The 26,048-nt window shown below is 72.8% G+C and carries 26 protein-coding genes; 9 read left to right on the forward strand and 17 right to left on the reverse strand.

Translation table 11 applies throughout. The features are described from left to right. Nucleotides 1-48: 48 nt before the first annotated feature. The 3 genes from M1R94_RS17310 to M1R94_RS17320 all read right to left on the reverse strand — a co-directional run bounded on the left by M1R94_RS17310 (nucleotide 49) and on the right by M1R94_RS17320 (nucleotide 6,121). Complete coding sequence (locus tag M1R94_RS17310) at nucleotides 49-3,828, reverse strand: nitrate reductase subunit alpha (protein ID WP_249382977.1); 3,780 nt, start codon at nucleotides 3,826-3,828, stop codon at nucleotides 49-51. Nucleotides 3,829-3,892: 64 nt separating this feature from the next. Then, a complete protein-coding gene (locus tag M1R94_RS17315) occupies nucleotides 3,893-5,203 on the reverse strand; it encodes an MFS transporter (RefSeq protein WP_249382978.1) in 1,311 nt (436 codons plus the stop codon). A 252-nt stretch (nucleotides 5,204-5,455) separates the two neighbouring features. Further along, entirely contained in the window at nucleotides 5,456-6,121 is a 666-nt protein-coding gene (locus tag M1R94_RS17320) for a helix-turn-helix transcriptional regulator (protein WP_249382979.1), read from the reverse strand. 62 nt (nucleotides 6,122-6,183) lie between these two features. Between M1R94_RS17320 and M1R94_RS17325 the strand changes: the two genes are divergently transcribed. From M1R94_RS17325 to moaA, 3 genes are read left to right on the forward strand one after another with little or no spacing between them, the layout of a single operon-like run. After that, on the forward strand, nucleotides 6,184-6,705 hold the full coding sequence (locus M1R94_RS17325; protein ID WP_249382980.1) for a MogA/MoaB family molybdenum cofactor biosynthesis protein: 522 nt from the start codon (nucleotides 6,184-6,186) through the stop codon (nucleotides 6,703-6,705). Beyond that, nucleotides 6,702-7,124, forward strand: a complete 423-nt coding sequence (locus M1R94_RS17330; protein ID WP_249382981.1) for a molybdenum cofactor biosynthesis protein MoaE — start codon at nucleotides 6,702-6,704, stop codon at nucleotides 7,122-7,124. Before M1R94_RS17325 ends, M1R94_RS17330 begins: the two co-directional genes overlap by 4 nt. After that, on the forward strand, nucleotides 7,121-8,128 hold the full coding sequence (gene moaA / locus M1R94_RS17335; protein ID WP_249382982.1) for a GTP 3',8-cyclase MoaA: 1,008 nt from the start codon (nucleotides 7,121-7,123) through the stop codon (nucleotides 8,126-8,128). The genes M1R94_RS17330 and moaA overlap by 4 nt, the downstream gene beginning before the upstream one ends. A 6-nt stretch (nucleotides 8,129-8,134) precedes the next feature. On the opposite strand, the gene M1R94_RS17340 is transcribed toward moaA, so the two are convergent. From M1R94_RS17340 to M1R94_RS17360, 5 genes are read right to left on the reverse strand one after another with little or no spacing between them, the layout of a single operon-like run. After that, entirely contained in the window at nucleotides 8,135-8,383 is a 249-nt protein-coding gene (locus tag M1R94_RS17340; RefSeq protein ID WP_249382983.1) for a MoaD/ThiS family protein, read from the reverse strand. Then, complete coding sequence (locus tag M1R94_RS17345; RefSeq protein ID WP_249382984.1) at nucleotides 8,380-9,282, reverse strand: NTP transferase domain-containing protein; 903 nt, start codon at nucleotides 9,280-9,282, stop codon at nucleotides 8,380-8,382. The genes M1R94_RS17340 and M1R94_RS17345 overlap by 4 nt, the downstream gene beginning before the upstream one ends. Then, the gene (gene moaC / locus M1R94_RS17350; RefSeq protein WP_249382985.1) at nucleotides 9,279-9,752 is read right to left on the reverse strand and encodes a cyclic pyranopterin monophosphate synthase MoaC; all 474 of its coding nucleotides are present in this window, start codon (nucleotides 9,750-9,752) and stop codon (nucleotides 9,279-9,281) included. Before moaC ends, M1R94_RS17345 begins: the two co-directional genes overlap by 4 nt. Further along, nucleotides 9,749-11,032, reverse strand: coding sequence for a molybdopterin molybdotransferase MoeA (locus tag M1R94_RS20855; RefSeq protein WP_249382986.1), 1,284 nt, complete (start codon nucleotides 11,030-11,032; stop codon nucleotides 9,749-9,751). Before M1R94_RS20855 ends, moaC begins: the two co-directional genes overlap by 4 nt. 45 nt (nucleotides 11,033-11,077) lie before the next feature. Continuing rightward, complete coding sequence (locus M1R94_RS17360; protein WP_249382987.1) at nucleotides 11,078-11,890, reverse strand: DUF2249 domain-containing protein; 813 nt, start codon at nucleotides 11,888-11,890, stop codon at nucleotides 11,078-11,080. A 74-nt stretch (nucleotides 11,891-11,964) separates the two neighbouring features. On the opposite strand from M1R94_RS17360, the gene M1R94_RS17365 reads away from it, so the two are divergent. Next, nucleotides 11,965-12,678, forward strand: coding sequence for a helix-turn-helix transcriptional regulator (locus M1R94_RS17365; RefSeq protein ID WP_249382988.1), 714 nt, complete (start codon nucleotides 11,965-11,967; stop codon nucleotides 12,676-12,678). On the opposite strand, the gene M1R94_RS17370 is transcribed toward M1R94_RS17365, so the two are convergent. Next, nucleotides 12,672-13,895 (reverse strand): ThiF family adenylyltransferase, encoded by a 1,224-nt coding sequence (locus tag M1R94_RS17370; protein ID WP_249382989.1) that lies wholly within the window; start codon nucleotides 13,893-13,895, stop codon nucleotides 12,672-12,674. The two genes, M1R94_RS17365 and M1R94_RS17370, sit on opposite strands and share 7 nt — an antisense overlap. A 131-nt stretch (nucleotides 13,896-14,026) precedes the next feature. Between M1R94_RS17370 and modA the strand changes: the two genes are divergently transcribed. Beyond that, nucleotides 14,027-14,959 carry a molybdate ABC transporter substrate-binding protein gene (gene modA, locus M1R94_RS17375; protein ID WP_249382990.1) on the forward strand — a complete coding sequence of 311 codons (933 nt, stop codon included), beginning with the start codon at nucleotides 14,027-14,029 and terminating at the stop codon, nucleotides 14,957-14,959. 23 nt (nucleotides 14,960-14,982) lie between these two features. Here the strand turns inward: modA and M1R94_RS17380 are convergent, their stop codons facing one another. From M1R94_RS17380 to arsM, 5 genes are all read right to left on the reverse strand, one after another. Beyond that, nucleotides 14,983-17,625: a multicopper oxidase domain-containing protein gene (locus M1R94_RS17380; protein WP_249382991.1), complete on the reverse strand. Its 2,643-nt coding sequence runs from the start codon at nucleotides 17,623-17,625 to the stop codon at nucleotides 14,983-14,985. Further along, nucleotides 17,622-18,767, reverse strand: a complete 1,146-nt coding sequence (locus M1R94_RS17385) for a hypothetical protein (protein WP_249382992.1) — start codon at nucleotides 18,765-18,767, stop codon at nucleotides 17,622-17,624. The genes M1R94_RS17380 and M1R94_RS17385 overlap by 4 nt, the downstream gene beginning before the upstream one ends. 90 nt (nucleotides 18,768-18,857) lie before the next feature. Then, nucleotides 18,858-19,094, reverse strand: coding sequence for a hypothetical protein (locus M1R94_RS17390; protein WP_249382993.1), 237 nt, complete (start codon nucleotides 19,092-19,094; stop codon nucleotides 18,858-18,860). Nucleotide 19,095: 1 nt separating this feature from the next. Then, nucleotides 19,096-19,782 (reverse strand): ArsR/SmtB family transcription factor, encoded by a 687-nt coding sequence (locus tag M1R94_RS17395; protein ID WP_249382994.1) that lies wholly within the window; start codon nucleotides 19,780-19,782, stop codon nucleotides 19,096-19,098. 75 nt (nucleotides 19,783-19,857) lie between these two features. Beyond that, complete coding sequence (arsM, locus tag M1R94_RS17400) at nucleotides 19,858-20,727, reverse strand: arsenite methyltransferase (RefSeq protein ID WP_249382995.1); 870 nt, start codon at nucleotides 20,725-20,727, stop codon at nucleotides 19,858-19,860. 88 nt (nucleotides 20,728-20,815) lie between these two features. On the opposite strand from arsM, the gene M1R94_RS17405 reads away from it, so the two are divergent. Then, nucleotides 20,816-21,202, forward strand: a complete 387-nt coding sequence (locus tag M1R94_RS17405) for an ArsR/SmtB family transcription factor (RefSeq protein ID WP_249382996.1) — start codon at nucleotides 20,816-20,818, stop codon at nucleotides 21,200-21,202. Between the two features lie 48 nt (nucleotides 21,203-21,250). Here the strand turns inward: M1R94_RS17405 and M1R94_RS17410 are convergent, their stop codons facing one another. Then, nucleotides 21,251-21,520 (reverse strand): DUF7218 family protein, encoded by a 270-nt coding sequence (locus tag M1R94_RS17410; protein ID WP_249382997.1) that lies wholly within the window; start codon nucleotides 21,518-21,520, stop codon nucleotides 21,251-21,253. Between the two features lie 110 nt (nucleotides 21,521-21,630). Between M1R94_RS17410 and M1R94_RS17415 the strand changes: the two genes are divergently transcribed. After that, nucleotides 21,631-22,065 carry a methyltransferase family protein gene (locus tag M1R94_RS17415; protein WP_249382998.1) on the forward strand — a complete coding sequence of 145 codons (435 nt, stop codon included), beginning with the start codon at nucleotides 21,631-21,633 and terminating at the stop codon, nucleotides 22,063-22,065. 39 nt (nucleotides 22,066-22,104) lie between these two features. Then, nucleotides 22,105-22,506: a hypothetical protein gene (locus M1R94_RS17420; protein WP_249382999.1), complete on the forward strand. Its 402-nt coding sequence runs from the start codon at nucleotides 22,105-22,107 to the stop codon at nucleotides 22,504-22,506. 56 nt (nucleotides 22,507-22,562) lie between these two features. On the opposite strand, the gene M1R94_RS17425 is transcribed toward M1R94_RS17420, so the two are convergent. Both M1R94_RS17425 and M1R94_RS17430 read right to left on the reverse strand, forming a co-directional pair. Further along, nucleotides 22,563-22,955 (reverse strand): cupin domain-containing protein, encoded by a 393-nt coding sequence (locus tag M1R94_RS17425; RefSeq protein WP_249383000.1) that lies wholly within the window; start codon nucleotides 22,953-22,955, stop codon nucleotides 22,563-22,565. A gap of 89 nt (nucleotides 22,956-23,044) precedes the next feature. After that, nucleotides 23,045-24,151, reverse strand: a complete 1,107-nt coding sequence (locus M1R94_RS17430) for a YihY/virulence factor BrkB family protein (RefSeq protein WP_249383001.1) — start codon at nucleotides 24,149-24,151, stop codon at nucleotides 23,045-23,047. A 322-nt stretch (nucleotides 24,152-24,473) separates the two neighbouring features. Here M1R94_RS17430 and M1R94_RS17435 point away from each other — a divergent pair, with 322 nt between their 5' ends. Continuing rightward, entirely contained in the window at nucleotides 24,474-25,784 is a 1,311-nt protein-coding gene (locus M1R94_RS17435; RefSeq protein WP_249383002.1) for an ABC transporter substrate-binding protein, read from the forward strand. Nucleotides 25,785-26,048: the final 264 nt, after the last annotated feature.

The following is a 26,048-nucleotide window of genomic DNA, read 5'->3' on the forward strand; positions in this document are numbered from 1 at the left end:
CTCCCTGCTCGGCTCGTGAATCGCGTGGACGCTGCGTGCTCGGGCATGTCAGTACTCCACGACCTGGGAGCGGCGGCGGATGACGGTGACCTCGTCGCGCTGGTTGCCCGTCGGGCCGAGGTAGTTGAACGCGTAAGACAGCTGGGCGTACCCGCCGATCAGGTGGCTCGGCTTGATCAGCAGGCGGGTCAGCGAGTTGTGGATGCCGCCCCGCTTGCCGTTGGTCTCCGAGCGGGGGACGTCGATCAGCCGGTCCTGCGCGTGGTGCATGTAGACCGTGCCCTCGGGCATGCGGTGCGAGACCACCGCCCGGGCGACCACGATGCCGTTGCGGTTGACCGCCTCGATCCAGTCGTTGTCCACGATGCCGACCTTGTCGGCGTCCAGGGTGCTCATCCAGATGGTGGGCCCGCCCCGGGACAGCGACAGCATGAAGAGGTTGTCCTGGTACTCGGAGTGGATCGACCACTTGTTGTGCGGGGTCAGGTACCGCACGGTCACCCCGAGCGTCCCGGTGCCCGCGACCTCCGCGGTGTCGCCGATCACCGTCTCGCCGAACAGCGCCGGCATGTTCAGCGGCGGACGGAAGACGGGCAGGTTCTCCCCGATCTCGCTCATCCAGTCGTGGTCGAGGTAGAAGTGCTGCCGACCGGTCAGGGTGTGCCAGGGCTTGAGGCGCTCGACGTTGATGGTGAAGGGCGAGTACCTCCGCCCGCCGTGCTCGGAGCCCGACCACTCGGGCGAGGTGATCACCGTGACCGGACCGGCCTGGGTGTCGGTGAAGCTGATCTGCTTGCCCTCGTGCTCGGCGGAGAGGTCGGCCATCGCCTGCCCGGTGCGCTTCTCCAGGGTCCGGAAGCCCTGGGTGGCGAGCCGGCCGTTGGTCGTCCCGGACAGCGCCAGGATCGCGTCGCACACGTGCACGTCGCGGGTCAGCAGGGGGCGGCCGTCGGCCACGCCCCCGGGGGTGCCACGGGCCACCCCGTTCTTGCGACCGAGGTGCTCGACCTCCTTGTCGACCGTGTACGCGACCCCCTTGGTCAGGGTCCCCAGCGAGTCCATCAGCGGACCGAGGGTCGCCATCTTGGTCGCGACCGCCGCGTAGTCCCGCTCGACCACGACGAGCTTGGGCATCGTCCGGCCCGGGACCGGCTCGCACTCGCCGGTCTTCCAGTCCTGGACCCGACCGTGGGGGTTGGCCATCTCGTCGGGGGTGTCGTGGGTCAGCGGGACCGCGACGACGTCGGTGCGGGTGCCCAGGTGCACCGCGGCGAGCCGGCTGAAGGCCTGCGCGAGGGTGTGGAAGGCGTCGAAGTCGGTGCGGGTCTGCCACGGCGGGGCGATCGCGGGGCTGAAGGAGTTCACGAACGGGTGCATGTCCGTGGTGTTCAGGTCGTGCTTCTCGTACCAGGTCGCCGCCGGCAGCACGACGTCGGAGTAGATCGTGGTGCTCGTCATCCGGAAGTCCAGGGACAGCAGCATGTCGAGCTTGCCGGTGGGTGCCTCGTCGTGCCAGACGACGTCGCGCGGCCGGTTCTCGGGGGGCGCCTCGGTGGCCCGCAGGTTGGAGTCGGTGCCCAGCAGGTGCTTGAGGAAGTACTCGTTGCCCTTGGCCGAGCTGCCCAGCAGGTTGGCCCGCCAGATCGTCAGCACCCGCGGGAAGTTCTCGGGGGCGTCGGGGTCCTCGGCGGCGAACCGCAGCCGGCCGGCCTTGAGCTCGGCCGGGACGTACTCCGCGACGCCCTGCCCCGCCGCTGCGGCGTCGGCCGAGATCTGCAACGGGTTGCGGTCGAAGGTCGGGTACGAGGGCATCCACCCCATCCGCGCGGACTGCGCGATGATGTCCGCGGTGGTCTTGCCGGCCAGCTGGCGCTTCGCGGGGTCGGTGGTCGCCGCGGCCAGGGTGTCCGCGCCGAACGCGTCGTAGCGGAACTGGTCGGTGTGCAGGTACCAGTAGGCCGTCTGGATCATCGTGCGCGGCGGCCTCGACCAGTCGAGCGCGTTGGCGTACTGCGCGTGCCCGGTGACCGGCCGGACCTTCTCCTGGCCGACGTAGTGGGCCCATCCGCCACCGTTGACCCCCTGGCACCCGGTGAGCGTCGTCAGCGTGAGGAAGGCGCGGTAGATGGTGTCGGAGTGGAACCAGTGGTTGGTGCCGGCGCCCATGAGGATCATCGAGCGCCCGCGGGACTCCTCGGCGTTGGCGGCGAACTCGCGGCCGATCTTCTCGGCCTTGGCGGCGGGCACGCCGGTGAACTCCTCCTGCCAGGCCGGGGTGCAGGGCTGCGAGGCGTCGTCGTACCCGGTTGGCCAGGTGCCGGGCAACCCCGGACGCCCCACGCCGTACTGGGCGAGCAGGAGGTCGAAGACCGTGGTGACGAGGTGCTCGCCGACCCTGCGGACCGGCACGCCACGGCGGATGGTCGCCGACGCCCCGTCCAGGGTGTCGAAGCGCGAGAGGTCGACCTCGACCACCTCACCCTGCACCCGGGTGTCAGGGCCGCCGAGGCTGTCCGCCCCACCCATGCTGAGCAGCGGGTCGACCTCGCCCAGGTCCAGGTTCCAGCGCCCCGCCCCGGCCTCGCCGTAGTGGAAGCCCAGCGAGCCTCCGGGCACGACGGGCAGGCCGCTCGCGGCATCCATCAGGACCGTCTTGAAGTGGGCGTTCTCCGAGGTGCTCTCGGCGCCGGGCAGGTCCGCGGCGGTGAGGAACTTGCCGGGCAGGTAGCCGCCGTCGGCCCGTTCCTCGAGCTGCACCAGGAAGGGCAGGTCGGTGTACCTCTTGACGTAGTCGGTGAAGTACGGCACCTGCCGGCGGACGAAGAACTCGGTGAGCGTCACGTGCCCCATGGCCATGGCCAGCGCGCCGTCGGTGCCGGGCTGGACGGCGAGCCACTCGTCGGCGAACTTCACGTTGTCGGCGTAGTCGGGTGAGACGGCCACCACCTTCTGGCCGCGGTAGCGCGCCTCGACCATCCAGTGCGCGTCGGGGGTGCGGGTCACCGGGACGTTCGAGCCCCACATGATCAGGTAGCCGGCGTCCCACCAGTCCCCCGACTCGGGGACGTCGGTCTGGTCGCCGAAGACCTGCGGCGAGGCCACCGGGAGGTCCGCGTACCAGTCGTAGAAGGAGAGCATCGGGGCACCGATGAGCGAGTGGAAGCGGGCGCCCGCACCGTGGGAGACCATCGACATGGCGGGGATCGGCGAGAAGCCCGCGACCCGGTCGGGACCGTACTCCTTGATCGTGTGCACCTGCGCGGCGGCCACCATCTCGACGGCCTCCTCCCACGAGGCGCGGACCAGCCCGCCCTTGCCACGAGCCGCCTTGTAGCGCCGCGAGCGCTCGGGGTCGCCCACGATGTCGGCCCATGCGGCGACCGGGTCACCGGTGCGGGCCTTGGCCTCGCGGTACATCTCGAGCAGGAGACCGCGCACGTACGGGTAACGGATGCGGGTCGGTGAGTAGGTGTACCAGCTGAACGCCGCGCCGCGCGGGCAGCCGCGGGGCTCGTACTCGGGGCTGTCGGGCCCCACCGAGGGGTAGTCGGTCTGCTGGGACTCCCAGGTGATGATCCCGTCCTTGACGTACACCTTCCACGAGCACGAGCCCGTGCAGTTGACCCCGTGGGTCGAGCGGACCACCTTGTCGTGGCTCCAGCGGTCCCGGTAGAAGGTGTCCGCGTCGCGTCCGCCGATCTGGTGCAGGGTCCGCAGGTCGGCCGAGACCTCACCCTTGCGCAGGTAGCGGCCGAGCCGCAGCAGGGCGTCCGAGGCGGGGCTGTCGAGCCCTGCGGGGCCGCCGGTCGGGGTGACGGTCGGGTTCATCTGCTGCTCCTTCGCGCGGACTGCGTCGCCGGCCCGAGGGCCGGCCGGTCGATCGGTGAGCCGGTCAGCTGGGCTTGGGCGCCCCCGGACGTGCGTAGTAGTGCCAGGTCAGCACCGTGCAGAAGGCGAAGAACACCGCGCACCCGATGAAGAACGAGCGCGGCGTGACCATCGACAGCGCGATACCGACCAGGAACGGCCCGAAGGCCGCGATCGAGGCGGTGAACCCGATGACCCCGCCCGCCTGCCGCTTGGGGAAGATCATCGGCATCTGCTTGAAGGTGCCCGCGTTGCCGATCCCGGCGAAGAAGAAGATGCCGAGCATGCCGGTGAGGAACCAGGTGAACTGGCCGACCTCGGTCGGGCTGAGGAAGAAGAGCGCGAAGACCGTGCTGATCGTCATGCCGACACCGGCGACCAGGGTCCAGATCGCCCCGCCGTACCTGTCGCACAGCGGACCCCAGAACGCCCGCGTGGCCGAGCCGACCAGCGGCCCGAGGAAGGCGAACTTGAGCGGGTCCGGTGCGTCGGCGAAACTGCCGTACTCGTTGACGATGATGAGCCCGAGCTGGGCGGCGAACCCGCTGAAGGCCCCGAAGGTCATCAGGTAGATCGCGGTCATCACCCAGGTGTGCTTCTCCCGGAAGATGTCGAGCTGCTGCCGGAAGTTGGCGGTGACCGGCACGCTGCGCAGGAAGACACCGGCCAGGACCATGCCCAGGATCACCCAGGGGATCAGGACCAGCCCGACGTTGTGCAGCCAGATCTCCGATCCGTCGATCCGCTGCTGGGGGGTCAGGGCAGCGGTGCCGAGCAGGCCGAAGCCCACGATCCAGGGGGCCAGGAACTGGATCAGGCTGACGCCGAAGTTGCCGATCCCCGCCTGCAGGCCCAGGGCCGTCCCGGCCATCCGCCTGGGGAAGAAGTAGCTCGTCGAGGGCATGAACCCCGAGAACGCCCCTCCCCCGACACCGGCGGCGGCCGCGAGGAGCAGCAGCACCGCGTACGGGGTGCCCGGGTCACGGACGGCCAGGGTCCAGCCGACCATGGGCAGCAGCATCAGCGTCGCGGTACCACCGACCAGCGTCGGGGTGCCCAGGATCGGCGGGAGGAACATGTAGATCAGCCGCATCGACCCACCGGCCAGGCCGGGTACCGCGACGAGCCAGTAGAGCTCGGCGCGGGTCAGGTCGTAGCCGATGTCGTTGAGCCGCGGCGCGATCGCGCTGACCAGGTACCAGACGCAGAAGGCCAGCATCAGGTTGTAGGTGGTGATCCACAGCGTGCGCCAGGCGAGCTTCGGGTCCCAGTTCTCGGGGTCCTCGGGGTCCCACCGGCTCAGGTCGACCTGAGGTCGTCGCAGTCCAGAGGCCATCGTTCCTCCACGCCGAGGTCAGGGGCCTGAGCCGGTCGCCGTCCCCTGCTGCGAGTATCGCGAGCAGCGTCGGGCATCTGTAGCGGCATTCGCCGGTTCTAATCCCCCTATGTGTGACCCGCGTCACACAGGGTGGACCCTAGCGGGCCGGCACGGGCATCGCATCCCTCACGACGGCCCGGCGGGTCGCGCTCACGCCGCACCGCCCGCACCGCCCGCGCAGCGCGAGCCGCTCGAGCGAGGTGAGAGCCGTCAGCGCGAGCGCAGGTACAGCACGCAGTGGTCCGGTCCCACGAACGGCTCGAGCCGGTCCGTGGTGAGCGGCCCCTCCGCACGGGCCAGCACGCCACGCGCCAGGCCCAGGTGCACGCTGCACACCACCTCGGTGCGTTCGCGTGCGAGGTCTGCGATCGGGCAGCGGCGCAGGTGCACCTCGAGCGCCGTGAGGTCGACCTCGGGCTCGAAGCCGAGGTCCTCGAAGTGCGTCTCGAGGGCGGCGACCTGAGCCAGGGCGGACGGTTCGGACACCCCGGCGCTGGGCATCGCGGCGGCCCAGGCCTCGCCCGCGGCCTCGGCAGCGGCGGCCGGTGACGCCAGGGCCTTGCCGTAGCCGGCCACCAGCACGTGGGTCAGCTGCTCACGCGCCCGCCGATCCAGGGTCGCCCCCGCGGCACGGTCCACCGCACGGTAGAGGATCCGCGGACGCCCCCGGGTGGTGCGGACCTCGGGCTCGCGCTCGACGAACCCCGTCGCCACCAGCCGGTCGAGATGCTCCCGTGCGGTGTTGATGTGCAGGCCGACCGCGGCGGCGATGTCGTCGACCCGCGCCGGCTCGGCCCGTTCCTGCAGCACGTGGAGGATCGCGACCCGGCTCTCGGAGGCGAGGGCGCGGTACGCGCTCAAGGAGCTCTGCACCATGCCCCGATTATTCCCGGCGGCGGACTGACCAACCTGGGACCTTCGGTAGGTACCGTGACCGCATGACCCCCGCCCCCGCCCCCGCACCGGACGACGGACCCCACCGCCCAGCCGCAGCGGTCGTGGTCGTCTCGGACCGGTGCTCGCGCGGGGAGGCCGTCGACCGCTCGGGACCGGCCGCCGTCTCAGCCCTGCGGACCGCGGGCTTCCCGACCCAGGACGCCGTCGTGGTGCCCGACGGCGCAGCCCAGGTCGAGCACGCGCTGCGGTCCGCGCTGGGCGCCGGGGCTCGGCTCGTGGTGACCAGCGGCGGGACCGGTGTCGGTCCGCGCGACCGCACCCCCGAGGGCACCCGTGCCGTGATCGACCGCGAGCTCCCAGGGGTGGCCGAGGCGCTGCGCCGGCACGGCGAGCAGCACGTGCCCACCGCCGTGCTGTCCCGCGGCCTGGCCGGGGTCACCGACCTCGGGGCGGTCGTGGTGAACCTGCCCGGCTCGCCCGCGGGCGTCGGCCAGGGCCTCGAGGTGCTGCTCCCCCTCGTGGACCACCTGCTCGACCAGCTGACCGGAGGGGACCACCGATGAGCACCTGGGCGCAGGTGACCGACCGACCGCTCGACCTCGGCGCGCACGTGGACGCCGTGCAGGACCCACGCGCAGGTGCCGTCGCCACCTTCGTCGGCCAGGTGCGCGACCACGACCCGAGCGTCACGGGCGAGGTCACCGCCCTGGAGTACTCGGCGCACCCCGACGCGCAGGCCGAGCTCGAGCGTCTGGTCGAGCAGGCCGCACGAGCCGACGGCGTGCTCGGGGTGGCCGTCAGCCACCGGGTCGGTTTGCTCATGGTGGGAGAACCGGCCATCGTGGCCGCTGTGGCTACCGCGCACCGGGCCCTGGCGTTCGAGATCTGCCAGGGGCTCGTCGAGACCGTCAAGGCAGAGCTCCCGGTGTGGAAGCGCGAGGTGCTCTCCGACGGCACCCACCACTGGGTGGGCTCGGCATGAGCGACCCCGTCCCCGCACTGACCGACCGCCACGGCCGGGTGCACCGCGACCTGCGCATCTCGCTGACCGACCGGTGCTCGCTGCGATGCACCTACTGCATGCCGGCCGAGGGCGTCCCGTGGCTCGCCGGGTCGACCATGCTCACCACCGCCGAGCTCGTCCGGATCGCCCGGGTGGCCGTGGGCCTGGGCATCACCGAGGTGCGTCTCACCGGGGGCGAGCCGCTGCTGCGCACCGACGTGGTCGACGTCGTGCGGCAGATCGCCGCGCTGACCGGACCGCTCGGCCCTCCCGAGGTCTCGATCACCACCAACGCGCTGCGGCTGCCCGCCCTGGCCGCACCGCTCAAGGACGCAGGCCTGCGCCGGGTCAACATCAGCATCGACACCCTCGACCGTGAGCGGTTCGCCGCACTCACCCGCCGGGACCGGCTGCACGACACCCTGGCCGGGATCGCGGCGGCCGACGCCGCCGGGCTGCACCCGATCAAGCTCAACGCCGTCGCGATGCGGGGCGTGAACGACGACGAGGTCGTGGACCTGGTCCGGTTCGCGGTCGACCGCGGGTACGAGATGCGGTTCATCGAGCAGATGCCGCTCGACGCGGGCCACACCTGGGACCGCACGCAGATGGTCACCCAGGCCGAGGTGCTCGCCTCGCTGCGCTCGGCCTTCGCGCTCACCGAGGTGCCCGGTCGCGGGTCCGCGCCGGCAGAGCGCTGGCTCGTGGACGGGGGCCCGCAGACGGTCGGGGTGATCGCGTCGGTGACCGCCCCCTTCTGCGGGGCCTGCGACCGGGTGCGCCTGACCGCTGACGGCCAGCTGCGCTCGTGCCTGTTCTCCCGCTCGGAGACCGACCTGCGCACGCTGCTGCGCGACGGCGCCGACGACGAGACGCTCGGCGCCGCCTTCCGCGACTGCCTGGCCGGCAAGAAGCCCGGCCACGACATCGACGATCCCAGCTTCCTGCAGCCCGACCGCCCGATGAGCGCGATCGGCGGCTGAGGTAGCTCAGCCTCCCGCGAACGGGGGCAGCACGTCGACCGTGGTCCCGTGCGGCAACGGGGTCTCGTCAGCGGCGACCCGGACCCCGCCCGCCAGGAGCGAGCACCGGGTCAGGACGCGCTCGAGATCAGGGCCGTGGGTGGCGACCATCACGCTCCGCAGCTGCCCGACGGTGGTCGCCGCGAGCGCCTCGGTCCCCACCCCGGCCGCCTCGGCCGCTGCGGCGAAGTAGCGCACGGTCACGGTCGCGGTCATGCCTGACCACCCTCCCGCGCGACCCACTCGCGCACCAGGGCACCGGTCTGCGTCACGACGCGGTCGAGAGCCGCGCGATCCCCCCCTGAGACGGCCACGGCGTACCCGACCAGGAAGCTGGTGACCGGGACGGCCGGTCGCGCGACGCCGTTGGCGACCTCGCGCGAGAGGTCCAGCAGCGTCTCGACGTCGACCGCGTCGGGCTCGACACCGAGCTCCTCGGCGACGCCCACCCACCAGCGGTGCAGATCGCTGCCGACGGGCTCGTGCGTGTGGTCGTCCACGGTGGACCTCCGGCTGATCGCTGCTTCGAGACGGCTCACATCGTCCCACGTGTCGGCGTCCTGGCTGAGCCCCTCGGGGTCGGGCACGGGATGCATCCGCAGCCCCCGGACCAGACGCCGGACGGAGGCTCCGCGCACGCCGCCGTCCGCCTCGACCTGGGCCACGGCCCGGCGCAGCGTCGCGCCGCGGTACACCGCGACCAGCGTCTGGGGGTGGCCGTCCGCGGAGACCAGGTGGGCACCGTCCACCTCGGGGTGGGCCGCGAGCGCGGCGAGCAGACCCGGGACCGCGGCGGCGGCCCGGGGGACGTCGCAGGCCAGCACCAGGACCGGGACCTCGTGCGACCCGCGGGTCGCCAGCTGGGTCAGCCCCGCAGCGATCCCGGCGACCGGCCCCCCTGAGGCGGGTTCCTCCAGGACGGCCGGGACCCCCGGGCGGGCGAGGTGCCCCGGGCCGACGAGCACCACGTGGTGCGCGCCGTGGACCGCGTCGAGCACGTGGTCGATCAGCGCCCGGCCGGCCACCGGCACCATCGCCTTGTCCACCCCGCCGAGCCGGCTCCCGCGACCACCCGCGAGCACCAGGGCGTCGTGCACGGGCAGCTGGTCCGTCACGGCTCCTCGCGACGCCAGTCGCCCGAACGCCCACCCGACTTGGCGAGCAGCCGCACGTCGGTGATCGAGGTGCCCTTGTCCATGCCCTTGACCATGTCGACCACAGCCAGCGCCGCGACCGCCGCGGCCGTCAGGGCCTCCATCTCGACGCCGGTGCGGTCTGCGGTGCGGACGGTCGCAGTGACCTTCACGCCGTCATCGACCACCTCGAGGTCGACCGTGACGCCGTGGACCCCGATGACGTGGGCCAGCGGGAGCAGCTCGGCGGTGCGCTTGGCCGCGCTGATGCCCGCGATCCGGGCCACGGCGAGCACGTCACCCTTGGGCACACCGCCCTCGCGCAGCGCGGTGATCACGTGCGGCGCGCACCGCACCGACGCCGCGGCGGTGGCCTGCCGGACGCTCGGCTCCTTGGCCGTCACGTCGACCATCCGGGCGTGCCCGGCGTCGTCCAGGTGGGTGAAGGTCATCGGTCCACCAGCATGACGCGAACCCTATCCCCGGCCTGGACCTCCTGGACGTCGGCCTCGACGAGGGCGAGCCCCTGAGCGGCGGCCAGCCCGGCCACCAGGTGCGAGCCCGAGCCACCGCGTGCCGCGCGGCGCACCAGCAGGTCCCCGGACTCGCCGCCGGCACCGGGACGGGGCGGCAGCACCACGACCGGCATGTACTGCGCCCTGCCCGCAGGGGTGCGCCAGCCGTCCTGCACGACCGCCTCGACCATCGGCCGGTCGACCTCGCCGAGCCCGCGCAGCCGGAGCAGGGCGGGACGCACGAAGACCTCGAACGAGACGAACGCGCTCACCGGGTTGCCGGGCAGGGCGAAGACCGGTGTCCCGCCGCGGAGCCGACCCAGGCCCTGAGGCTTGCCGGGCTGCATCGCGACCTCGACGAACTCCATGGCCGGCTCGGCCGTGAGGACCTCCTTGACCACGTCGTAGGCCCCCATGCTCACCCCGCCCGAGCTGACGACCGCGTCGACCCGCCCGACCCCGTCGGCAAGACCTGGCTCCCCCTCGTGCTCCGGGTGGCCGTCGAGCTCGTCCAGGACCCGGCGCAGGATCACCGCGTCGTCGGGGACCGCGCCGAGACGGACGACGTCGCAGCCCGCCGCCCGGACGGCCGCGGCCAGCAGGAAGGAGTTGGAGTCGGGGATCTGCCCTCGTCGCAGCGACGTCCCCGGCTCGACGAGCTCGCTCCCGGTCGACAGGACCGCGACCCGGGGACGGCGGTGCACCGTGAGGGTCGAGCACCCGACCGACGCAGCCGCCGCGACCTGCGCCGGGCCCATCCGGCACCCCGCCGCGAGCACGAGGTCCCCCGCGGCGACGTCCTCGCCGACCCTGCGGACGTGGGCGCCGGGCGTCGGCGCCCGTCGTACCCGCACGGTCGAGGTGCCGCCGTCGGTGTGCTCGACGGGCACCACCGCGTCGGCACCGGGCGGGACCGGTGCGCCGGTCATGATGCGCGCGGCCGTCCCGGGGCCGACCTGCGGCGCGGCGTCGCTCCCCGCGGCCAGGTCGGCGAGCACCGTGAGCTCGACCGGATGGTCCTCACGGGCCGCGTGCAGGTCGGCGACCCGTACCGCGTACCCGTCCATCGCCGAGTTGTCCCACCGCGGCAGGGCGGTGGGGGCCACCACGTCGCGGGCGAGGACGTGGCCGTCGAGGTCCGCGAGCGCGATCTCGACCTCGGCCGACGGGCCGACCAGGACCAGCGCGGCAGCGCGATGCTCGGTGATGGTGCGCACGGGCGGTCCAGCTCCCTCGGTGGTGGCGGCAGCGCGGTCGTGACCTCAGCAGCAGCCGGTACGGCTGATCAGCACGCGCCAGACCTGCGGGCCCTCAGCAAGGTACTCCCACCCGATCTGCCCGGGCTGCTCGGCGTCGAGCTGGTACCGCAGCGGGGCCGGGTCGTGGTCGTTGGCCAGGACGAACGCCTCACCCGGGAGCAGTCGCGCGACGGTGGCGAAGATCTGCTCGTGGCGCACTGCCGGGGGGAGCGGCCGGACGTCCATGTCGCCGGGCTGCACGTCCTGGGCCGAGAGCGTGTCAGCGGCGTCGCCACCACCGCTGCCGCACCCGCACCCCCCGCAGCCGCAGCCCCCACCCGAGCCGGCCGTCGCGTCGTCCACGCCGGGCACGGCCTCGACCAGGGCCGCCACGTCGACCTGCGCGGCGAGCAGCCCCGGGACCAGCACGTCGTCCTGCGCCGTGAGGAGCGAGTCCACCAGCACCCGGGCGGCCGCCGCCGCCGCGACGCCCCCGGCGGCCGTGCGGGTGCCCGCGAGCGCCTCGACGACCGTGTCCAGCCGGGCGAGCTCGGCCCGCAGCACCTGGACCACGGGAGCGAGCCGGTCGACCTGTGCCGCCGCGGCGTGCAACGTGGTGTCGGTCGCTGCGAGGTGGGGCATCACCTCGTCGTGCAGCAGCTGCACGAGACCGTCCCGGAAGGAGGTGGTGCCGACCAGCCGGTCGGCGGCGTCGCGCACCTGGACCGACGCGGTCCCGACGGCGAGCGAGAGCTCGTCGTTCCGGGTCCTCAGCGCAGCGGCCGCGAGGGTGTCGCGCTGCTGCGCGGTGGGCTGGTCGGTGGTCGCTGCGGTCATCGTCGGTCTCCTCGGTACGGGCGCGGCTGTGCGGTGGCTTGATTTTTACTCCTTTAGCGAGGGAAAATCCAGTCGTGCCCGTCCCCCGTGCTGAACCCACCCGTCGCCGGCCTCCCGGCGCACGTCGCGCGGCCCTGCTCGAGCTCCTGCGTGACCACCCCACCCCCCTCGGCGTCAGCGACCTCGCACCGATGACCGGGCTGCACCCCAACACGGTGCGCACCCACCTCGACGCCCTCGTACGCAGCGGGCACGTCGAGCGCGCCAGTGCGCCCAGCGGCAGCCGGGGCCGACCCCGCGAGCTGTACACCGCGACCGGCGCCCCGACCGGCGACCGCAACTACGAGCTGCTCGCCCAGGTCCTGGCGACACAGCTCGCAGCGCTCGCGGCCGATCCGGGGGCGCAGGCCGTCGAGGCCGGGCGACGCTGGGCACGGGACCATCCCGGCCCGCCGGGTCCCCCGACCCCCTCGCAGGGCGAGGACCCCGCAGGCCTGCGTGAGGCGCTCGCCCCGGTGGTGGGCATGCTCGCACGCACCGGCTTCGCCCCCGTGCTCTCGCCGGACGCGCGCAGCATCAGCCTGCGGCACTGCCCGTTCCGCGAGCTCGCCCAGGCCCACCCGCAGATCGTCTGCGGGGCCCACCTCGGGCTGATCCAGGGAGCGCTGGACCGGATCGGGCCCGGTGTCTCCGCGACCCGGCTGCTGCCCTTCGTCGAGCCGCACCTGTGCGTGGCCGAGCTCGACCACTCCTCACCACCCGCCGACGCGCCGCGCGGCGGTCAGTAGCGAGGCAGCGACGGGTCGACCTGGTCGACCCACGCGAGCACACCACCGGCCAGGTGCGCCACCTCGTCGTACCCCGCCGCCCGCAGAGCCGACCCCGCCTGCGCCGAGCGCACCCCGCTGCGGCAGTGCACGACCACCGGCACGTCCCGGGGCACGTCGGCCAGCCCGGTCCCGTCCAGGATGGTCGCGAGCGGGACCGGCCGGGACCCCGGGATGGCCACGATCGCGCGCTCCCCGAGCTCGCGCACGTCGATCAGCACGAAGTCGTCCCGGCCCGCCTCCCGCGCCACGAGCCGGTCTGCGAGGCCGGCCGCCGTGAGGCTCGGCACCTCGAGGACCTCCACGACGGGCTCCACGACCGGGGTCGCGCAGGCCACGTCGCGGGCCCCGTCGCCCACGGCCGGGGTCGCCGCAGCCGCTCGCACGGCATCACCGACCAGCGGGACCTCCGTCCAGCGTGCCGCCAGGGCGTCGAGCACCAGCACGCGTCCCAGCAGCGGCTCGCCCGCCCCGGTGATCAGCTTGACCGCCTCGGTCGCCATGACCGACCCGACCTGCCCGCACAGCGCCCCCAGCACACCCCCCTCGGCGCAGGACGGCACCGAGCCGGCCGGCGGCGGTGCCGGGAACAGGTCGCGCAGCTGGACCGGGGTGACCCCGCTGCCGGCCGCCGGTCGACCCCAGAAGACCGACACCTGCGCGTCGAAGCGGAAGATCGAGCCCCAGACCAGCGGCAGGCCCAGCCGCACGCACGCGTCGTTGACCAGGTACCGGGTCGGGAAGTTGTCCGTGCCGTCGATGACCAGGTCGTAGCCGCCGATCACCTCCTCGACGGTGTCCTGGGTGAGCCGCCCCGGGTGCAGCACGACGTCCACCGCCTCGTCCACCGCGTGCACGGCGTCGCGCGCGCTGTCGACCTTGGGCCGGCCGACGTCGGACCACCCGTGGATCACCTGCCGCTGGAGGTTGGTGACGTCGACCTCGTCGAAGTCGACGATGCCCAGACGGCCCACACCGGCCGCAGCGAGGTACAGCAGCACCGGCGCACCCAGACCTCCGGCTCCGACCACGCACACCCGGGCGTTGCGCAGCCTGCGCTGCCCCACCTCACCGACCTGCGGCAGCAGCAGGTGCCGGGAGAACCGGCCGATCTCCTCACGGGTCAACGGCGGTCCGGGTTCGACGAGCGGGGGGACGGAGGAGGAAGCCACGAGCATGGGCCCACCCTAGGACCGATCCGGAGCACCTGTCGGCGAGCCAGAGCACACCTGGGGCCCGCCGGCGCCACCGGTCCGTAGACTCCTGGCCATGTGGTGCGTGGCCCCGTGACGGAGCAGGTCGACGGTCGATGAGCTCGGTCCCCCCGCCGCCGCCGCGCCGTCGCCGCCCCCGAGGCACCACGCTCCTGGCACTGCTCGCCCTGCTGCTCGCAGGGACGGTCGTGTGGTCAGGTGTGCACGCGGCCCAGGAGCGTCCGTCCTCCGTGATCGACCCCGGAGAGGCCGAGGGCGGGCCCGCCCCGGCGAGACTCACCCCCACCCCCGCGGCCACCCCCGTGCCGAGCCCCGCCGAGACCCGGCTCCTGGGCGAGATCACGGTGTTCGCCGCGGCCTCGCTCGCCGACGCCTTCTTCCTGCTGGTCGACGCGTTCGAGGCTGAGCACCCCGACGTGACGGTCCAGCTCGAGCTCGGCCCGAGCTCGCGGCTCGCCGACAGGGTGGCAGCCGGGGTGCCCGTCGACGTGCTCGCCACGGCGGACCCGCGCACGACCACCGTGGCCCTCGACGGGCTGGGTGGACGCGCCGACCAGGCCTCGCCGGTGGTCTTCGCCGGGAACTCGCTGGCCCTGGCGGTGCCGGCCGGCAACCCCGGGCAGATCTCCTCGCTCGAGGACCTCGCCCGACCCGAGGTCACCTTCGCGGTGTGCGAGGCCCAGGTGCCGTGCGGCGCCCTGGCCCGCACGACCCTCGAGGAGGCCGGGATCACGCGGTCCCCGCACCTCGAGGAGACGGACGTCACGGCCGTCATGGCCCGGGTCCTGGCGGGTGAGGTCGACGCCGGCGTGGTCTACGCCTCGGACGTGACCGCCACCTCGGCCGTGGTGCTCGACGGCAGCGTGCGCGCCGTGGGGATCCCCGACCGGGTCAACACGACGACGTCCTACCTGATCACCGCGCTGCCCACCTCGACCCGGCCCCGGGTCTCCCAGGCCTTCGTCGACCACGTCCTGTCGCCGCGCAGCCAGCAGGTGCTGCGTGACGCCGGCCTCACCCCTCCCTGAGCCGGCGCCGGCGGGACCGTGGCTCAGTCGGTGACGGAGATCAGGCCCAGGGCCCCCCGCTCGGCATCGACCATCAGGTGCGAGACGAACGGGTAGCTGCCGGCCTCGGGGAGGACCAGCTCGACGAAACCGCCCTGCGCGGGGTGCAGACCCAGCACCTGCGCCCCGCCGGTGCCCCCCGGGTCGCTGCCCGGGCCGCCGAGCGTCCACGCACCCTCGAGGTAGACGGTGTCGAACTGCCCACCCACCACGTGGAAGGCGCTGGGCCGGTTCGGACCGACGTCGAGCACCCACAGGCGGATCCGCTCACCCACCCGGGCGGGCAACGGGTCGTGCCGGTACTGGACAGCATGGCCGTTGAAGACCACCGCGTCGGGCCTCTCGGCACCGACCTTCGCGGCGTCGGCGATCCCGCCCTGCTCGCCCAGGTACAGCTCGGACTGGACCACCAGGTACTCACGGTCGACCGGGGGCAGGTCGGGCGGGTCGATGACCACCGCACCGGCCATGCCGTTGGCGATGTGCAAGGACATCGGCATGGTCGAGCAGTGGTACATCCAGATGCCTGAGCGGGTCGCGGTGAAGACGTAGGTCAGCGTCTGGCCGGGCTCGATGGTGCGCATCGGCTCCTGCGGGGCCAGCGCTCCGGCGTGGAAGTCGATCGAGTGGCCCAGCGACCCGTCGTTGACCAGGGTGATCTCGAAGGTGTCCCCCACGCGGCCGCGCAGCGCCGGGCCGGGCGCGGTGCCCCCGAAGGTCCAGAGGGTCTGCGTCACCCCGGGGGCGACCTCGCGCTCGACCTCGACCACCTCGAGGGTCACCTGGTGGACCGTCGTCGCGGGAGCCGGTGGCAGCACCGCGTCACGGGTGACGAAGGTCGGCCCGGGCGCCTCCCGCAGGTCCATGTCCTGGGCGGCGGAACGGATCGAGGACCCGTCATGGCCGTGGGCGTCGTCACCGGACGGCCCGACCTGCGCGCCCTCGGCGAGCGCGCCCCCGTCGGCCCCGTCGGCCCCCGTCACGACCACGTCGAAGGTCATCCCCATCTGCCGGTGACCGGCGACCGAGCACCAGCCGGCCAGGTCACGCCCGACCACCCCGGCCTCGAAGCGGGTCGTGGCGCCCGGCGCGACCCTGCCCGAGGCCGCCCCCGAGTCGAGCACCAGGTCGTGGACGGTCGTGTCGACGTTGGTGACGACCAGGACGAGCTCGTCTCCCGCGGCGACCTCGACGCGTGAGGGCTCGAAGCGCATGTCCTGGGCCTCGACCTCGACCACGACGACGCGTCCGGTGGGATCCGCCGCCGCTGCTGCCGAGGTCCCGTGACCCAGCGAGGCCGGGTCGGCCGCGGCGCCACCGGCCACCACCAGGGCCAGGGCGGCCGCGGCGACCAGGGTCGGTCCCATCGGGCGGCGCGGTGGAGCCGTCAGCAGCTGGGCCGCGGGCAGGGCGACGGGGCCCGTCTGGGGCGCGGCGGCCGACCGTCGCGAGACGACCGCGGCGCGCACCAGGAGCACCGGTGTCGTGACGAGCGCACCCAGCACGAGCAGCGAGGACCCGACCCGGACCAGGCTCGGCGCCGGGAGCAGGAAGAGGGCGAGCCCGAGGTTGACGAGCACCAGTCGCGCGGTGCCGCCCCGCTCGACGACCGCGATGGCGGCCCGCACCGCGGACGGGCCGCCGCCCAGGATCATCGGACCCAGGTGGGTCAGCGCGCCGAGCAGCACCTGTGCGGCGAAGCCGACGGCCAAGGGTGCGAGGAGCCCGCCGAGACGCACCTGCGCCTCGGGCCAGCCGGGCGCGGTGGCGAGCAGCACCGTCCAGGTCGCCACGCACAGCAGCAACCAGAGCCATGCGGCACCGACCGACCGCGGCGCGAACGCCGCAGGAGGGCGCCGTCTGGCCTCGGCCAGCAGCGGCCACGAGGTCCGCAGCAGGCCGAGCAGGTAGGTCCCGACGCCTGCCGAGGTGAGGACGAGCGATCCGGTGGCCGCGCCGGCGAGCATGACGCTCAGGCCGGCCCCGAGCACAGCCAGGCCATGGCGGGCGGCGCGGTGCGCGTCGCCGTCGAGCTGGGTGCGCAGCATCGTGGGCCACAGCGTGACCGTCGTGCCGACCACGGTGAGCCCGACCCAGCCGAGCAGCATGACCCCCACGTGGGCGACGTAGGTGCGCGCGGCGGTGTCACCGGCGATGTCGGGCCGGGCCAGCAGGACGCCCAGGACCACCCCCACCGGGAGGGCGAGGGCCGCGACGACGAAGTACCACGCGGTCCAGCCCAGCCGGACGCCGAGCGCACCGCGCCCCTGGACGACCAGCGCCGTGGCGTGCCACACCGCCCCGGCACCCACCGCCACCGCCCCGCCGACGACGACGCCCCACGCGCCGGTCAGCAGGCCGGTCACCACGGCGACCGCGCCCGCGGTGTGCAGGGCCAGACGCAGGGCCTGGCCGCGGTGCCCGCCGGGCAGGGGGCGCCGGCGCACGGCCTCGGCGAAGTGGGCGCTCCAGATGAGGATCGCGGTGCTCACCGCCCCGAGCAGCAGGAGGTGGGCCATCACCCACCGGGCCTCGGGGATGCCGCGGTGGGCGACCGCCACCACGGTCGCCGCGAGCAGCCACAGCAGGACCAGGGAGTTCACGCGCAGGTGCCAGCGGGCTCTCATCGGACGACCTCCGGCTCATGGTGCGGTGCGGCGCTCTCCGTGCCGTCGGTGCCCTCGGTGCGCTCGGTGCGCGCGGCCTTGCGGTTCGCGGCTGCGGGCACGCCACGCACCGACGACCACACGGCCAGCAGCAGGAAGAGCAGCACCGCGGCGATGTTGAGCGCCCCACCGACCTGCAGCGCCCACGCCTGACCGTGCAGGTCGCCGACCGCGATCCGCAGCAGGAGCGACGCGTGGAGCAGGGCGACCGGTACGTACAGGACGGGCCGGTAGGGCAGCGGTCGGGTGAGCACCGCGGGCAGGATCACCGGAGCATGGGCCATGATCATCGACAGGGTGAAGCCGAGGAAGACGGCGTGGACGACGGCGTCGTAGGCGGGCCCCGCGGTGACCGACCCGAGCAGCAGCCAGGTGCCGCCGGCGACCAGGAGCCACCCGTACCCCGCGAGCAGGCACCACGCCATGTACCGCGGCAGCCCGGTCGACCGGATGGTGCGGCGCGCGACGTCGTGCACCAGGAGGGTCCCGACCAGGCCGAGCAGCGCGGCACCCAGCACCGGGTGCGCGACCGGTGGCCACAGCGTGGTCGCCACGACCGCGGCGAACAGCCCGACACCCAGGAGCAGGACGCCGCGCTCGACGCCGTCACCCAGCATCCCCACGCGAGCGAGCTCGAGGCGTTCGCCCGCGATGGTGAGCACCAGGAAGCCCGCGAACCAGGGCAGCGCGGTCGCGACCGGCGCACCCGACCACCAGAGCAGGGCCGAGCCCGCGGCCAGGACGGCGCCGAGCACCTGCAGCGCGAGCCAGGCCGAGGCCTGGCGCTGCCACAGGGCGGCGTAGACGCCGAGCAGGGCGAGGGTCCCGGCCACGAGAACACCCTGGCCGAGGGCCAGCGGTGCGGGGCTGAGCACCAGGAGCGCGCCGAGGCCGAGCCCTCCCGGCGCGAGGTGGCCCCAGGGACGCCTGAGCGCGACCGACCGCTCAAGGGCGATCACGGTGCCGACGAAGCCGAGCACCAGCAGACCGCCGTGCACCTGGGGCAGACGGTCGGTGGTGAGCGGTGCCGGCAGGCCGAGCAGGAGCAGCGCGGCGTCGAGGCCGGCGAGCAGGGCGATGCCTCCGGGGAGGAGCAGTGCCATCCGTCCGGCTATTTTCACAGAACTAACCGTAGAAAATAACCCCGACCCCGACCCCGGACCTACGTCCCGGTCGCCTGCCCTCCCGGGGCGTCAGACGCCGGCACCCATCCGCGCCGCGAGGGCTCGCGTGCGCTCGTCGTCGAGCCGCGCCAGCCGAGCCCTGGTCGCCTGCGAACCGGTGCGCACCCGACGCCACCGCTCGACGCGCAGCTCGACCTGGCCGACGCACGCCGTGAGCTCGACCACGACCGTTCCCCGCAGGAGGCGGGCCAGCTGGTGCGGAAGCCGCAGGCGGGTGGTCTGCGGGACGTAGTGGATCGTGGCCATCTCAGCTCACCTCGTCATCGGTCGGCCGGGGGTCGTCGGTCGACCGGGGGTCGTCGGCCGACAGGTAGTCGTCGGGGTTGATGGTGGCGAAGAGCCTCCCAGGGCGGGCGCCGGCGGGTCGCAGCGACGGATCACGCCACCGGCCGGCGTACCGGTCGGTGAGGTGCTGGACGTCCTGGACCAGGGCGCGCATCTCGTCCGCCGTCGCCCAGAAGCCGGCCGTGGTGATCGAGACGGTGTCACGCCACTGCTCGGGCTGCTCGACGTTGCGCTGGAGGAAGTCACGCACACGCTCGGCCTCACGCAGCACCATGAGTCCCGCCATCTCCCCCATCGCTCGACCCGACGCAGGGTCGGTCGGGTCGTAGTCCATCGAGCGGTGGTGCGCCACGGGCCGCCAGGGCTTCTCGCGACCGCGAACCGGAGCAGGTTCGATGAAGCCGGCCTTGGCCAGGCTGCGCAGGTGGAACGAGCAGTTCGCGACGGTCTCGCCGAGCCGTTCCGCGCACTGGGTGGCGGTCGCCTGCCCGACGTCGTCGAGGATCTCGAGGATGTCCAGGCGGACCGGGTGGGTCAGCGCCCGGATCCGAGCCGGGTCGGTGACCCGCATCGCGGGGACGGCTCCCGAGCCGCGGTCAGGCCCGGTTCCCCCCGTGGGGCTGCTCGCATCCTGCGTCGTGTCGTCCATGAGTCGAGGATAGATGCGCAACATCTCTTGCGCAAGAACTATTGCGCAAGAGATGTTGCGTCTATCGCGCGGCTGTCAGTCTCGTGCCCTCGGCCTGACGGCCCGGACGATCGCCCCGTGCAGGCCCGGTCGCACCTCGTGGGTGAACTGCACCTCGACGTCGACGAACCCCGCCTCGCGCAGGCCGGCGAGGTACTCCGAGCGGGACAGCGCGCCGGCGAGGCACCCGGCGAAGTCGCCGCGCTCGGCCCGGTCGGCCGGGGTCAGGTGGTCCTCGGCCACGACGTCGGACAAGCCGATACGCCCACCCGGCACCAGCACGCGGTGCATCTCGGCCAGCACCGCGGGCTTGTCGACGGACAGGTTGATCACGCAGTTCGAGATGACGACGTCGACCGCGCCGTCGGGCAGCGGCACGGACTCGATCCGGCCCTCGAGGAACTCCACGTTGGTGGCACCCGCGTCGGCCGCGTTCTGGCGCGCGAGGGTCAGCATCTCGGTGGTCATGTCCACGCCGTACGCGAAGCCGGTGGGGCCCACCCTGCGCGCCGAGAGCAGCACGTCGATGCCTCCGCCCGAACCGAGGTCGAGCACCCGCTCCCCCGGCCTCAGGTCGGCCACCGCGGTCGGGTTCCCGCAGCCGAGGCTCGCCAGCACCGCGGCGTCCGGCAGGCCGGCGGCATCCTTCGCGCCGTAGAGCGAGGCGCCGAACTCCTGCCCCTGCTCGAGGGCGGCAGGACCGGACGTCCCGCAGCACCCCGCCGAGGCGACACCACCCTGCGAGCCATCGGTCCGGACCGCCCCGCCGGTGCAGCACGGGACGGCGTCGGTGCCCGCGCAGCAGGACGCCTCGGCGGCAGCGCCCTGACCGCCGCGCCCGGCCAGCACGTGCTGCGCCGCCTCGGCGTACCGGGTACGGACCTGCTCGACCAGCTGCTCGTCCATGGTTCCTCCAGACATAGATGACTATCGATACGTGAGCATCTTGATGCTGACATCGACAGTTGTCAATACCGAAGCCATACTGGAGGGCATGACCGCCACACCCGTCGAGATCGCCTCCCCCGGTCCAGCGCCCGCCGGCCCCAGCGCCGCGGTCGCGTGCTGCGCCCCGCTGGCCCGTGAGCCGTTGAGCGCCCAGGACGCACTCGGGCTGGCCGGCGTGCTCAAGGCCATCGCCGACCCGGCGCGCCTTCGGCTGCTCTCGCTCGTCGGCGCCCGCGAGGGTGGCGAGGCCTGCGTGTGCGACCTGATCGAGCCGCTCGGCCTGTCCCAGCCGACCGTCTCGCACCACCTCAAGACCCTGGTCGACGCCGGCCTGCTCTCCCGCGATAAGCGCGGGGTGTGGGCCTACTACTCCCTGGTGCCCGGAGCCCTGGACGACGTCGCCCGGGTCCTGACGACCTCCGCCCAGAGTTGACCGGACGACGGCGCGACGCCGTCCCCCGCGGGGCGGACGCACGCGTCGTCAGTGGGTGCGCAGGGCCTCGATCAGCTCGGCCTTGGTCATCGACGACCGGCCGCTGATGCCGATCTCGGCCGCCCTCGACCGCAGCTCCTTGACGGTCCACTCCTCGTAGGAGGGTGAGGCGCCACCCCTCCGGCCGACCTCGCTGCGAGAGGAGCCGGCCGCCGCGTTGGCGATGCGCGCAGCCTTCTCCTTGGAGCTGCCCTGGTCGCGCAGCTTCTCGTAGAGCTCGTCGTCCTTGACGCTCGGACCGGGTTCGCGCTTCGGCATGACCCTCACCTCTCTCGCCCGCGCCGACGTGCCGCGTCGGCGACCACCGGACCACTGTGCGCCGCACGAGCGGGCCGTGCATCCCGTGCGAGAGGTGGCAGGCTGGGCGGATGCAGGCCGCCGACCGGATCATCGCCGCCCAGGCGGTCTCGCTCGCCGCACTGGCGTGGCCAGGGCGCCCCCGCTGGGACCTGCCCCGGTCGCTGGCCCTGCTCGCCGCTGCGGCGACAGCGGGTGGTGCGACCTTCTCCGTGCACGGCGCCCGACCGCACGGACGGCTGCTGACCCCCCGGGTCGATCCCCCGAGCGAGGCCACGCTGCTGAGCCGAGGCCCGTACGCCATCAGTCGCCACCCCGTCTACACCGGGCTGCTGGTGGCTGCCGCCGGTGTCGCCACGCTCCGGCGCCGCCCCGAGCCCGCGATCGCCTGGGTCGCCCTCGCCGTGGTCCTCACGATCAAGACCGGTCGCGAGGAGCAACGCCTGGTCGCGCGCTTCGGCGAGGACTACGTGCGGTACCGCGAGCGGACCCGCCGCTTCCTGTAGCAGTCGCGGAGCCACGCCCCTCGACGTGTACTGAGGGACATGGATCGCACACGACGCCTCGCCACCCTGACGGTCGCCGCCGCGCTCGGCCTGACCCTGGCCGCCTGCGGCTCGGACTCCGACCTCGAGTCGACCTCGTCCTCGTTCGACCTGACCAGGGACGACCCGTTGGGCTTCACCGCCTGCCGCGACCTCGAGCTCGCCCAGCAGTCCGAGGACCCGGACGACCGCGCTGACCTGCTCGACTCCGCCGCCCGCGCAGCCGCCGGCTCCCAGACGGGCGCGTTCCGTGAGTCCGTGTCGCCCCAGCCCGACCCTGAGCGCCTCGAGACAGCCGGGGCGAGCGACATCGACTACACCGTGGACGAGGACGCGCTGCGGACCGCGTGCGAGGAGGTGGGCTTCGACTTCGACCTCGTGGACGCCGACACCGACGAGTAGTCCTCGGGCAGCAAGGAGGCCCCCAGCGGTCGATCGCCGGGGGCCTCCTCACGTGCTCACGAGGTGGGGGGCTCGTCCTTGCCGGCCTCCTCCGCGGCGTCCGCCTCCTCCTTGGTGGCGTGCACCGCACCGTCCGCGTGCTCCGGGGGGCCGTAGACCGTGTAGAGCACCAGCGGGTTGACGCCGGTGTTGAGGAAGTTGTGCGTGCGGCCCGCTGGGACCACGACGAGGTCCCCCTGCGCGACCTTGCGCCGCTGCCCCGACACGACCGCCTCGCCCGTCCCGCTGACGAAGGTCAGGATCTGGTCGATGTCCTCGTGCACCTCCTCGCCGATCTCCCCGCCCGGCGGGATGGTCATGATGACCAGCTGGCTGTGCTCGCCGGTCCACAGCACACGGCGGAAGTCCGCACTCTGCTCGGCGACGGTCGCGATGGTGAAGTGCTCCATGGGTGATGCTCTCCTCTGGCTGGTTCGGGTCCCGTCCTTGATACCCCGGTGGGGGCCGCACCGCACGGCCAGCCCCTCCCGAGGTCGGGTCAGCCCTCGTCGCCGTCGGGCCGTCCGCTGCTGAGCCGCAGCTCGCGTCCTCGGGCGACGTCCGCGGCGTACTTCTCGTGCTTCTTGTCGCTGGCCTTCGTGGCCCTCGGCGGCAGCTGGATGGTCTCCTCGGCCTCGATGCCGGCCTGCAGCTGGCGACCCCGTTCCATCTCGGCGTCGATCTCGGCGCCGAAGAGCAGGGCGTTGTTGGTGATGTACAACCACAGCAGGAAGATGATCACACCCGCCAGTGCCCCGTACGTCGCGTCGTAGTTGCCGAAGTTGCCGACGTAGAAGCCGAAGGCCACGGTCGCCAGCGCCCAGATGACCAGGGCGACCACCGAGCCGACGCTGATCCAGCGCATCTTGGGCTGCTTCACGTTGGGGGTCGCGTAGTACAGGATCGCCAGGGTCAGCACCACGAGCAGGACGATGACCGGCCACTTGGCGATGTTCCAGATGGTCACCGCCTGGCTGCTGAGCCCGACGACCGAGCCGATGGTCTCGGCGATACCGCCCGAGAGGACCATGGCCACGCAGATGACCACCACCAGCAGGAGCATGACGAGCGTGACGAGCAGCATGGTCGGGCGCAGCCTGTAGAAGGGGCGCCCCTCGTCGACCTCGTACACCCGGTTCATCGCCCGGCTGAAGGCGTTGACGTAGTTCGAGGCGGACCACAGGGCCACCAGCAGACCGGTGACCAGCGCGAGCCCGGCCGTCTCCTGCTGGCTCACGGTCTCGAGCAGGGTCCGGACCGTCCCGAGAGTCTCCTCGCCGGCCAGCCCGCCGGCCTCGGCCAGGACGTCGTCGATGATCTGCTGGCTGTTGCCGAACAGACCCAGCAGGGACAGCAGCGCCAGGAGCGCGGGAGGCAGGGCCATCACGGCCCAGTAGGTCAGACCGGCCGCGGAGTCCGGGGAGCCGTCCTTGGTGAACTCCCGCAGGCTCTTGGTGAGGATGTACTTCCACGAGGGCTTGGTCAGGTCGTCGGGCGAGTCGGGCTTGCGCGCGTCGTCCGGCGCGGGCGCATCCCGCTTGGCGCCGGCGGTCTCCTGGTCGGGGGAGCTGGTGCCGCCGTTCGCGCGGCGGTGTCTACGCCTCATGGGTTCTCATCTCTTCCAGGCCCGCACCGACCCGGTCTGCGGGGCGCTCGGGCACGTGTCGTCGATCGAGCATGACCCGGCCGTCGCGTGCTCGCACCCCGGGAGGTCGGGTCACGGTTCGGTCACGGCGATTGACAGGGATCCCGGCGAGGGACGATGGTGAAGCAATCGCACTGAGACCGGTCCCATTCCGGGACTGCCTTCACGCAGCGTCGCGTGAGACCGGTCTCAGACGGAGACAGCTCGGCACGAGCACGGCTGCCAGGTTCTGGTGGCTTGGGACGGGTGGCATCGGTGCTGCTCGACGACGAAGGAGTCACAGGTGCGTACTTCCAGGTCGCGGTTGGCGGTCACTGCGGGTATCGCGGGGATCGCGTTGGTTGCTTCGGGGTGTGGTGGGGATTCGGGGGGCACGGATACTCCCGAGGCCGGGGGTTCGGACGGCGGTGGGAGCGGTGAGGAGATCACTCTGACCGTGGCGACGTTCAACGAGTTCGGGTATGAGGACCTGTTGGGTGAGTACATGGACCTCAACCCGGGGATCGTGGTGGAGCAGAAGAAGGCCGCGACGGCCAACGAGGCGCGGGACAACTTGAACACGCGTCTGGCGGCGGGGTCGGGTCTGTCGGATGTCGAGGCGGTGGAGGTCGACTGGTTGACCGAGCTGATGCAGTTCCCGGACAAGTTCGTGGACCTGTCCGACCCTGAGGTGGAGGGTCGGTGGTTGGACTGGAAGACCGACTCGGCGACCACCGAGGACGGGATGCTGTTCGGGTATGGCACCGACATCGGTCCTGAGGCGATCTGCTACCGCCCGGACCTGTTCGAGGCGGCGGGTCTGCCGACCGATCGGGCGGAGGTCGCCGAGCTGCTGGAGGGTGACTGGGAGAACTACTTCAGCGTGGGTGAGGACTTCGTGGGGGCCTCGGACGCGGCGTGGTTCGACTCGGCGGGTGCGACGTATCAGGCGATGGTCAACCAGCTGGAGAACGCCTACGAGGCCGATGACGGCACCCCGCTGGGGCTGGAGGGCTCTGAGGTCGAGGACCTGTTCGTCACGGTGCTGCAGGCCAGTGTGGACCGTGAGCTCTCGGCGAACCTGGCGCAGTGGAGCGATGACTGGTTCGCGGCGTTCCAGACCGGTGGGTTTGCCACGATGGCCTGCCCGGGGTGGATGCTGGGGATCATCGAGGGCAACGCTGCTGGCGTGAGCTGGGACATCGCTGATGTCTTTCCCGGTGGGGGTGGCAACTGGGGTGGGTCGTTCCTGACCGTCCCGGCCCAGAGCGCTCACCCCGAGGAGGCCAAGGCGTTGGCGATGTGGCTGACCGCTCCGGAGCAGCAGATCAAGGCGTTCGCGGCCAAGGGGACCTTCCCCAGCCAGGTCGAGGCGCTGAGCTCCGATGAGCTGTTGGGCATGACCAACGAGTTCTTCAACAACGCCCCGACCGGTCAGATCCTGGCCAACCGGGCCGAGGCCGTGGCGGCCTCACCGTTCAAGGGCCCGAACTACTTCGCGATCCACACCACGGTCACCGATGGTCTGACCCGGGTGGACGTGGACGCCACCGACGACATCGCCTCCTCCTGGGACAAGTCGCTCCAGGCCTACAGCGAGCTCGGCCTGGGCTGAGCCCGAGCGTGCTGGGCCGTCGGGAGATCCTTCCCGGCGGCCCAGCACACGCCCACCAGCGGTCCCTCCCCCTCGACGCAGGAGCCAGCCGATGTCCGTCCTCAGCGCGCCCAGCACCCGACCGGATCCGCCCACCGGCGCCGAGCCCCCACCACCCTCCGGCCGCTCGGCCGGTCACCAGGGCGGGTCGTGGCGTCAGCGTCGGGGGCGGTGGGATGTCAAGCTCTCGCCGTACCTGTACATCTCCCCGTTCTACATCGTGTT

This window comes from Actinotalea alkalitolerans (assembly GCF_023369855.1).
Classification (GTDB): domain Bacteria; phylum Actinomycetota; class Actinomycetes; order Actinomycetales; family Cellulomonadaceae; genus Actinotalea.

Excerpts from the sequence above, each read along its gene's own strand:
- moaA (WP_249382982.1), top strand. The coding sequence starts at position 7,121 with ATGAGCGACCCCGTCCCCGCACTGACCGACCGCCACGGCCGGGTGCAC.
- M1R94_RS17415 (WP_249382998.1), top strand. The coding sequence starts at position 21,631 with ATGCAGGCCGCCGACCGGATCATCGCCGCCCAGGCGGTCTCGCTCGCC.
- M1R94_RS17330 (WP_249382981.1), top strand. The coding sequence starts at position 6,702 with ATGAGCACCTGGGCGCAGGTGACCGACCGACCGCTCGACCTCGGCGCG.
- moaC (WP_249382985.1), bottom strand. The coding sequence starts at position 9,752 with ATGACCTTCACCCACCTGGACGACGCCGGGCACGCCCGGATGGTCGAC.
- M1R94_RS17385 (WP_249382992.1), bottom strand. The coding sequence starts at position 18,767 with ATGGCACTGCTCCTCCCCGGAGGCATCGCCCTGCTCGCCGGCCTCGAC.
- M1R94_RS17430 (WP_249383001.1), bottom strand. The coding sequence starts at position 24,151 with ATGAGGCGTAGACACCGCCGCGCGAACGGCGGCACCAGCTCCCCCGAC.
- M1R94_RS17340 (WP_249382983.1), bottom strand. The coding sequence starts at position 8,383 with ATGACCGCGACCGTGACCGTGCGCTACTTCGCCGCAGCGGCCGAGGCG.
- M1R94_RS17395 (WP_249382994.1), bottom strand. The coding sequence starts at position 19,782 with ATGGACGACACGACGCAGGATGCGAGCAGCCCCACGGGGGGAACCGGG.
- modA (WP_249382990.1), top strand. The coding sequence starts at position 14,027 with ATGAGCTCGGTCCCCCCGCCGCCGCCGCGCCGTCGCCGCCCCCGAGGC.
- M1R94_RS17425 (WP_249383000.1), bottom strand. The coding sequence starts at position 22,955 with ATGGAGCACTTCACCATCGCGACCGTCGCCGAGCAGAGTGCGGACTTC.
- M1R94_RS17370 (WP_249382989.1), bottom strand. The coding sequence starts at position 13,895 with ATGCTCGTGGCTTCCTCCTCCGTCCCCCCGCTCGTCGAACCCGGACCG.
- M1R94_RS17320 (WP_249382979.1), bottom strand. The coding sequence starts at position 6,121 with ATGGTGCAGAGCTCCTTGAGCGCGTACCGCGCCCTCGCCTCCGAGAGC.
- M1R94_RS17315 (WP_249382978.1), bottom strand. The coding sequence starts at position 5,203 with ATGGCCTCTGGACTGCGACGACCTCAGGTCGACCTGAGCCGGTGGGAC.
- M1R94_RS17310 (WP_249382977.1), bottom strand. The coding sequence starts at position 3,828 with ATGAACCCGACCGTCACCCCGACCGGCGGCCCCGCAGGGCTCGACAGC.
- M1R94_RS17390 (WP_249382993.1), bottom strand. The coding sequence starts at position 19,094 with ATGGCCACGATCCACTACGTCCCGCAGACCACCCGCCTGCGGCTTCCG.
- M1R94_RS17405 (WP_249382996.1), top strand. The coding sequence starts at position 20,816 with ATGACCGCCACACCCGTCGAGATCGCCTCCCCCGGTCCAGCGCCCGCC.
- M1R94_RS17380 (WP_249382991.1), bottom strand. The coding sequence starts at position 17,625 with ATGAGAGCCCGCTGGCACCTGCGCGTGAACTCCCTGGTCCTGCTGTGG.
- arsM (WP_249382995.1), bottom strand. The coding sequence starts at position 20,727 with ATGGACGAGCAGCTGGTCGAGCAGGTCCGTACCCGGTACGCCGAGGCG.
- M1R94_RS17420 (WP_249382999.1), top strand. The coding sequence starts at position 22,105 with ATGGATCGCACACGACGCCTCGCCACCCTGACGGTCGCCGCCGCGCTC.
- M1R94_RS17360 (WP_249382987.1), bottom strand. The coding sequence starts at position 11,890 with ATGACCGCAGCGACCACCGACCAGCCCACCGCGCAGCAGCGCGACACC.
- M1R94_RS17410 (WP_249382997.1), bottom strand. The coding sequence starts at position 21,520 with ATGCCGAAGCGCGAACCCGGTCCGAGCGTCAAGGACGACGAGCTCTAC.
- M1R94_RS17325 (WP_249382980.1), top strand. The coding sequence starts at position 6,184 with ATGACCCCCGCCCCCGCCCCCGCACCGGACGACGGACCCCACCGCCCA.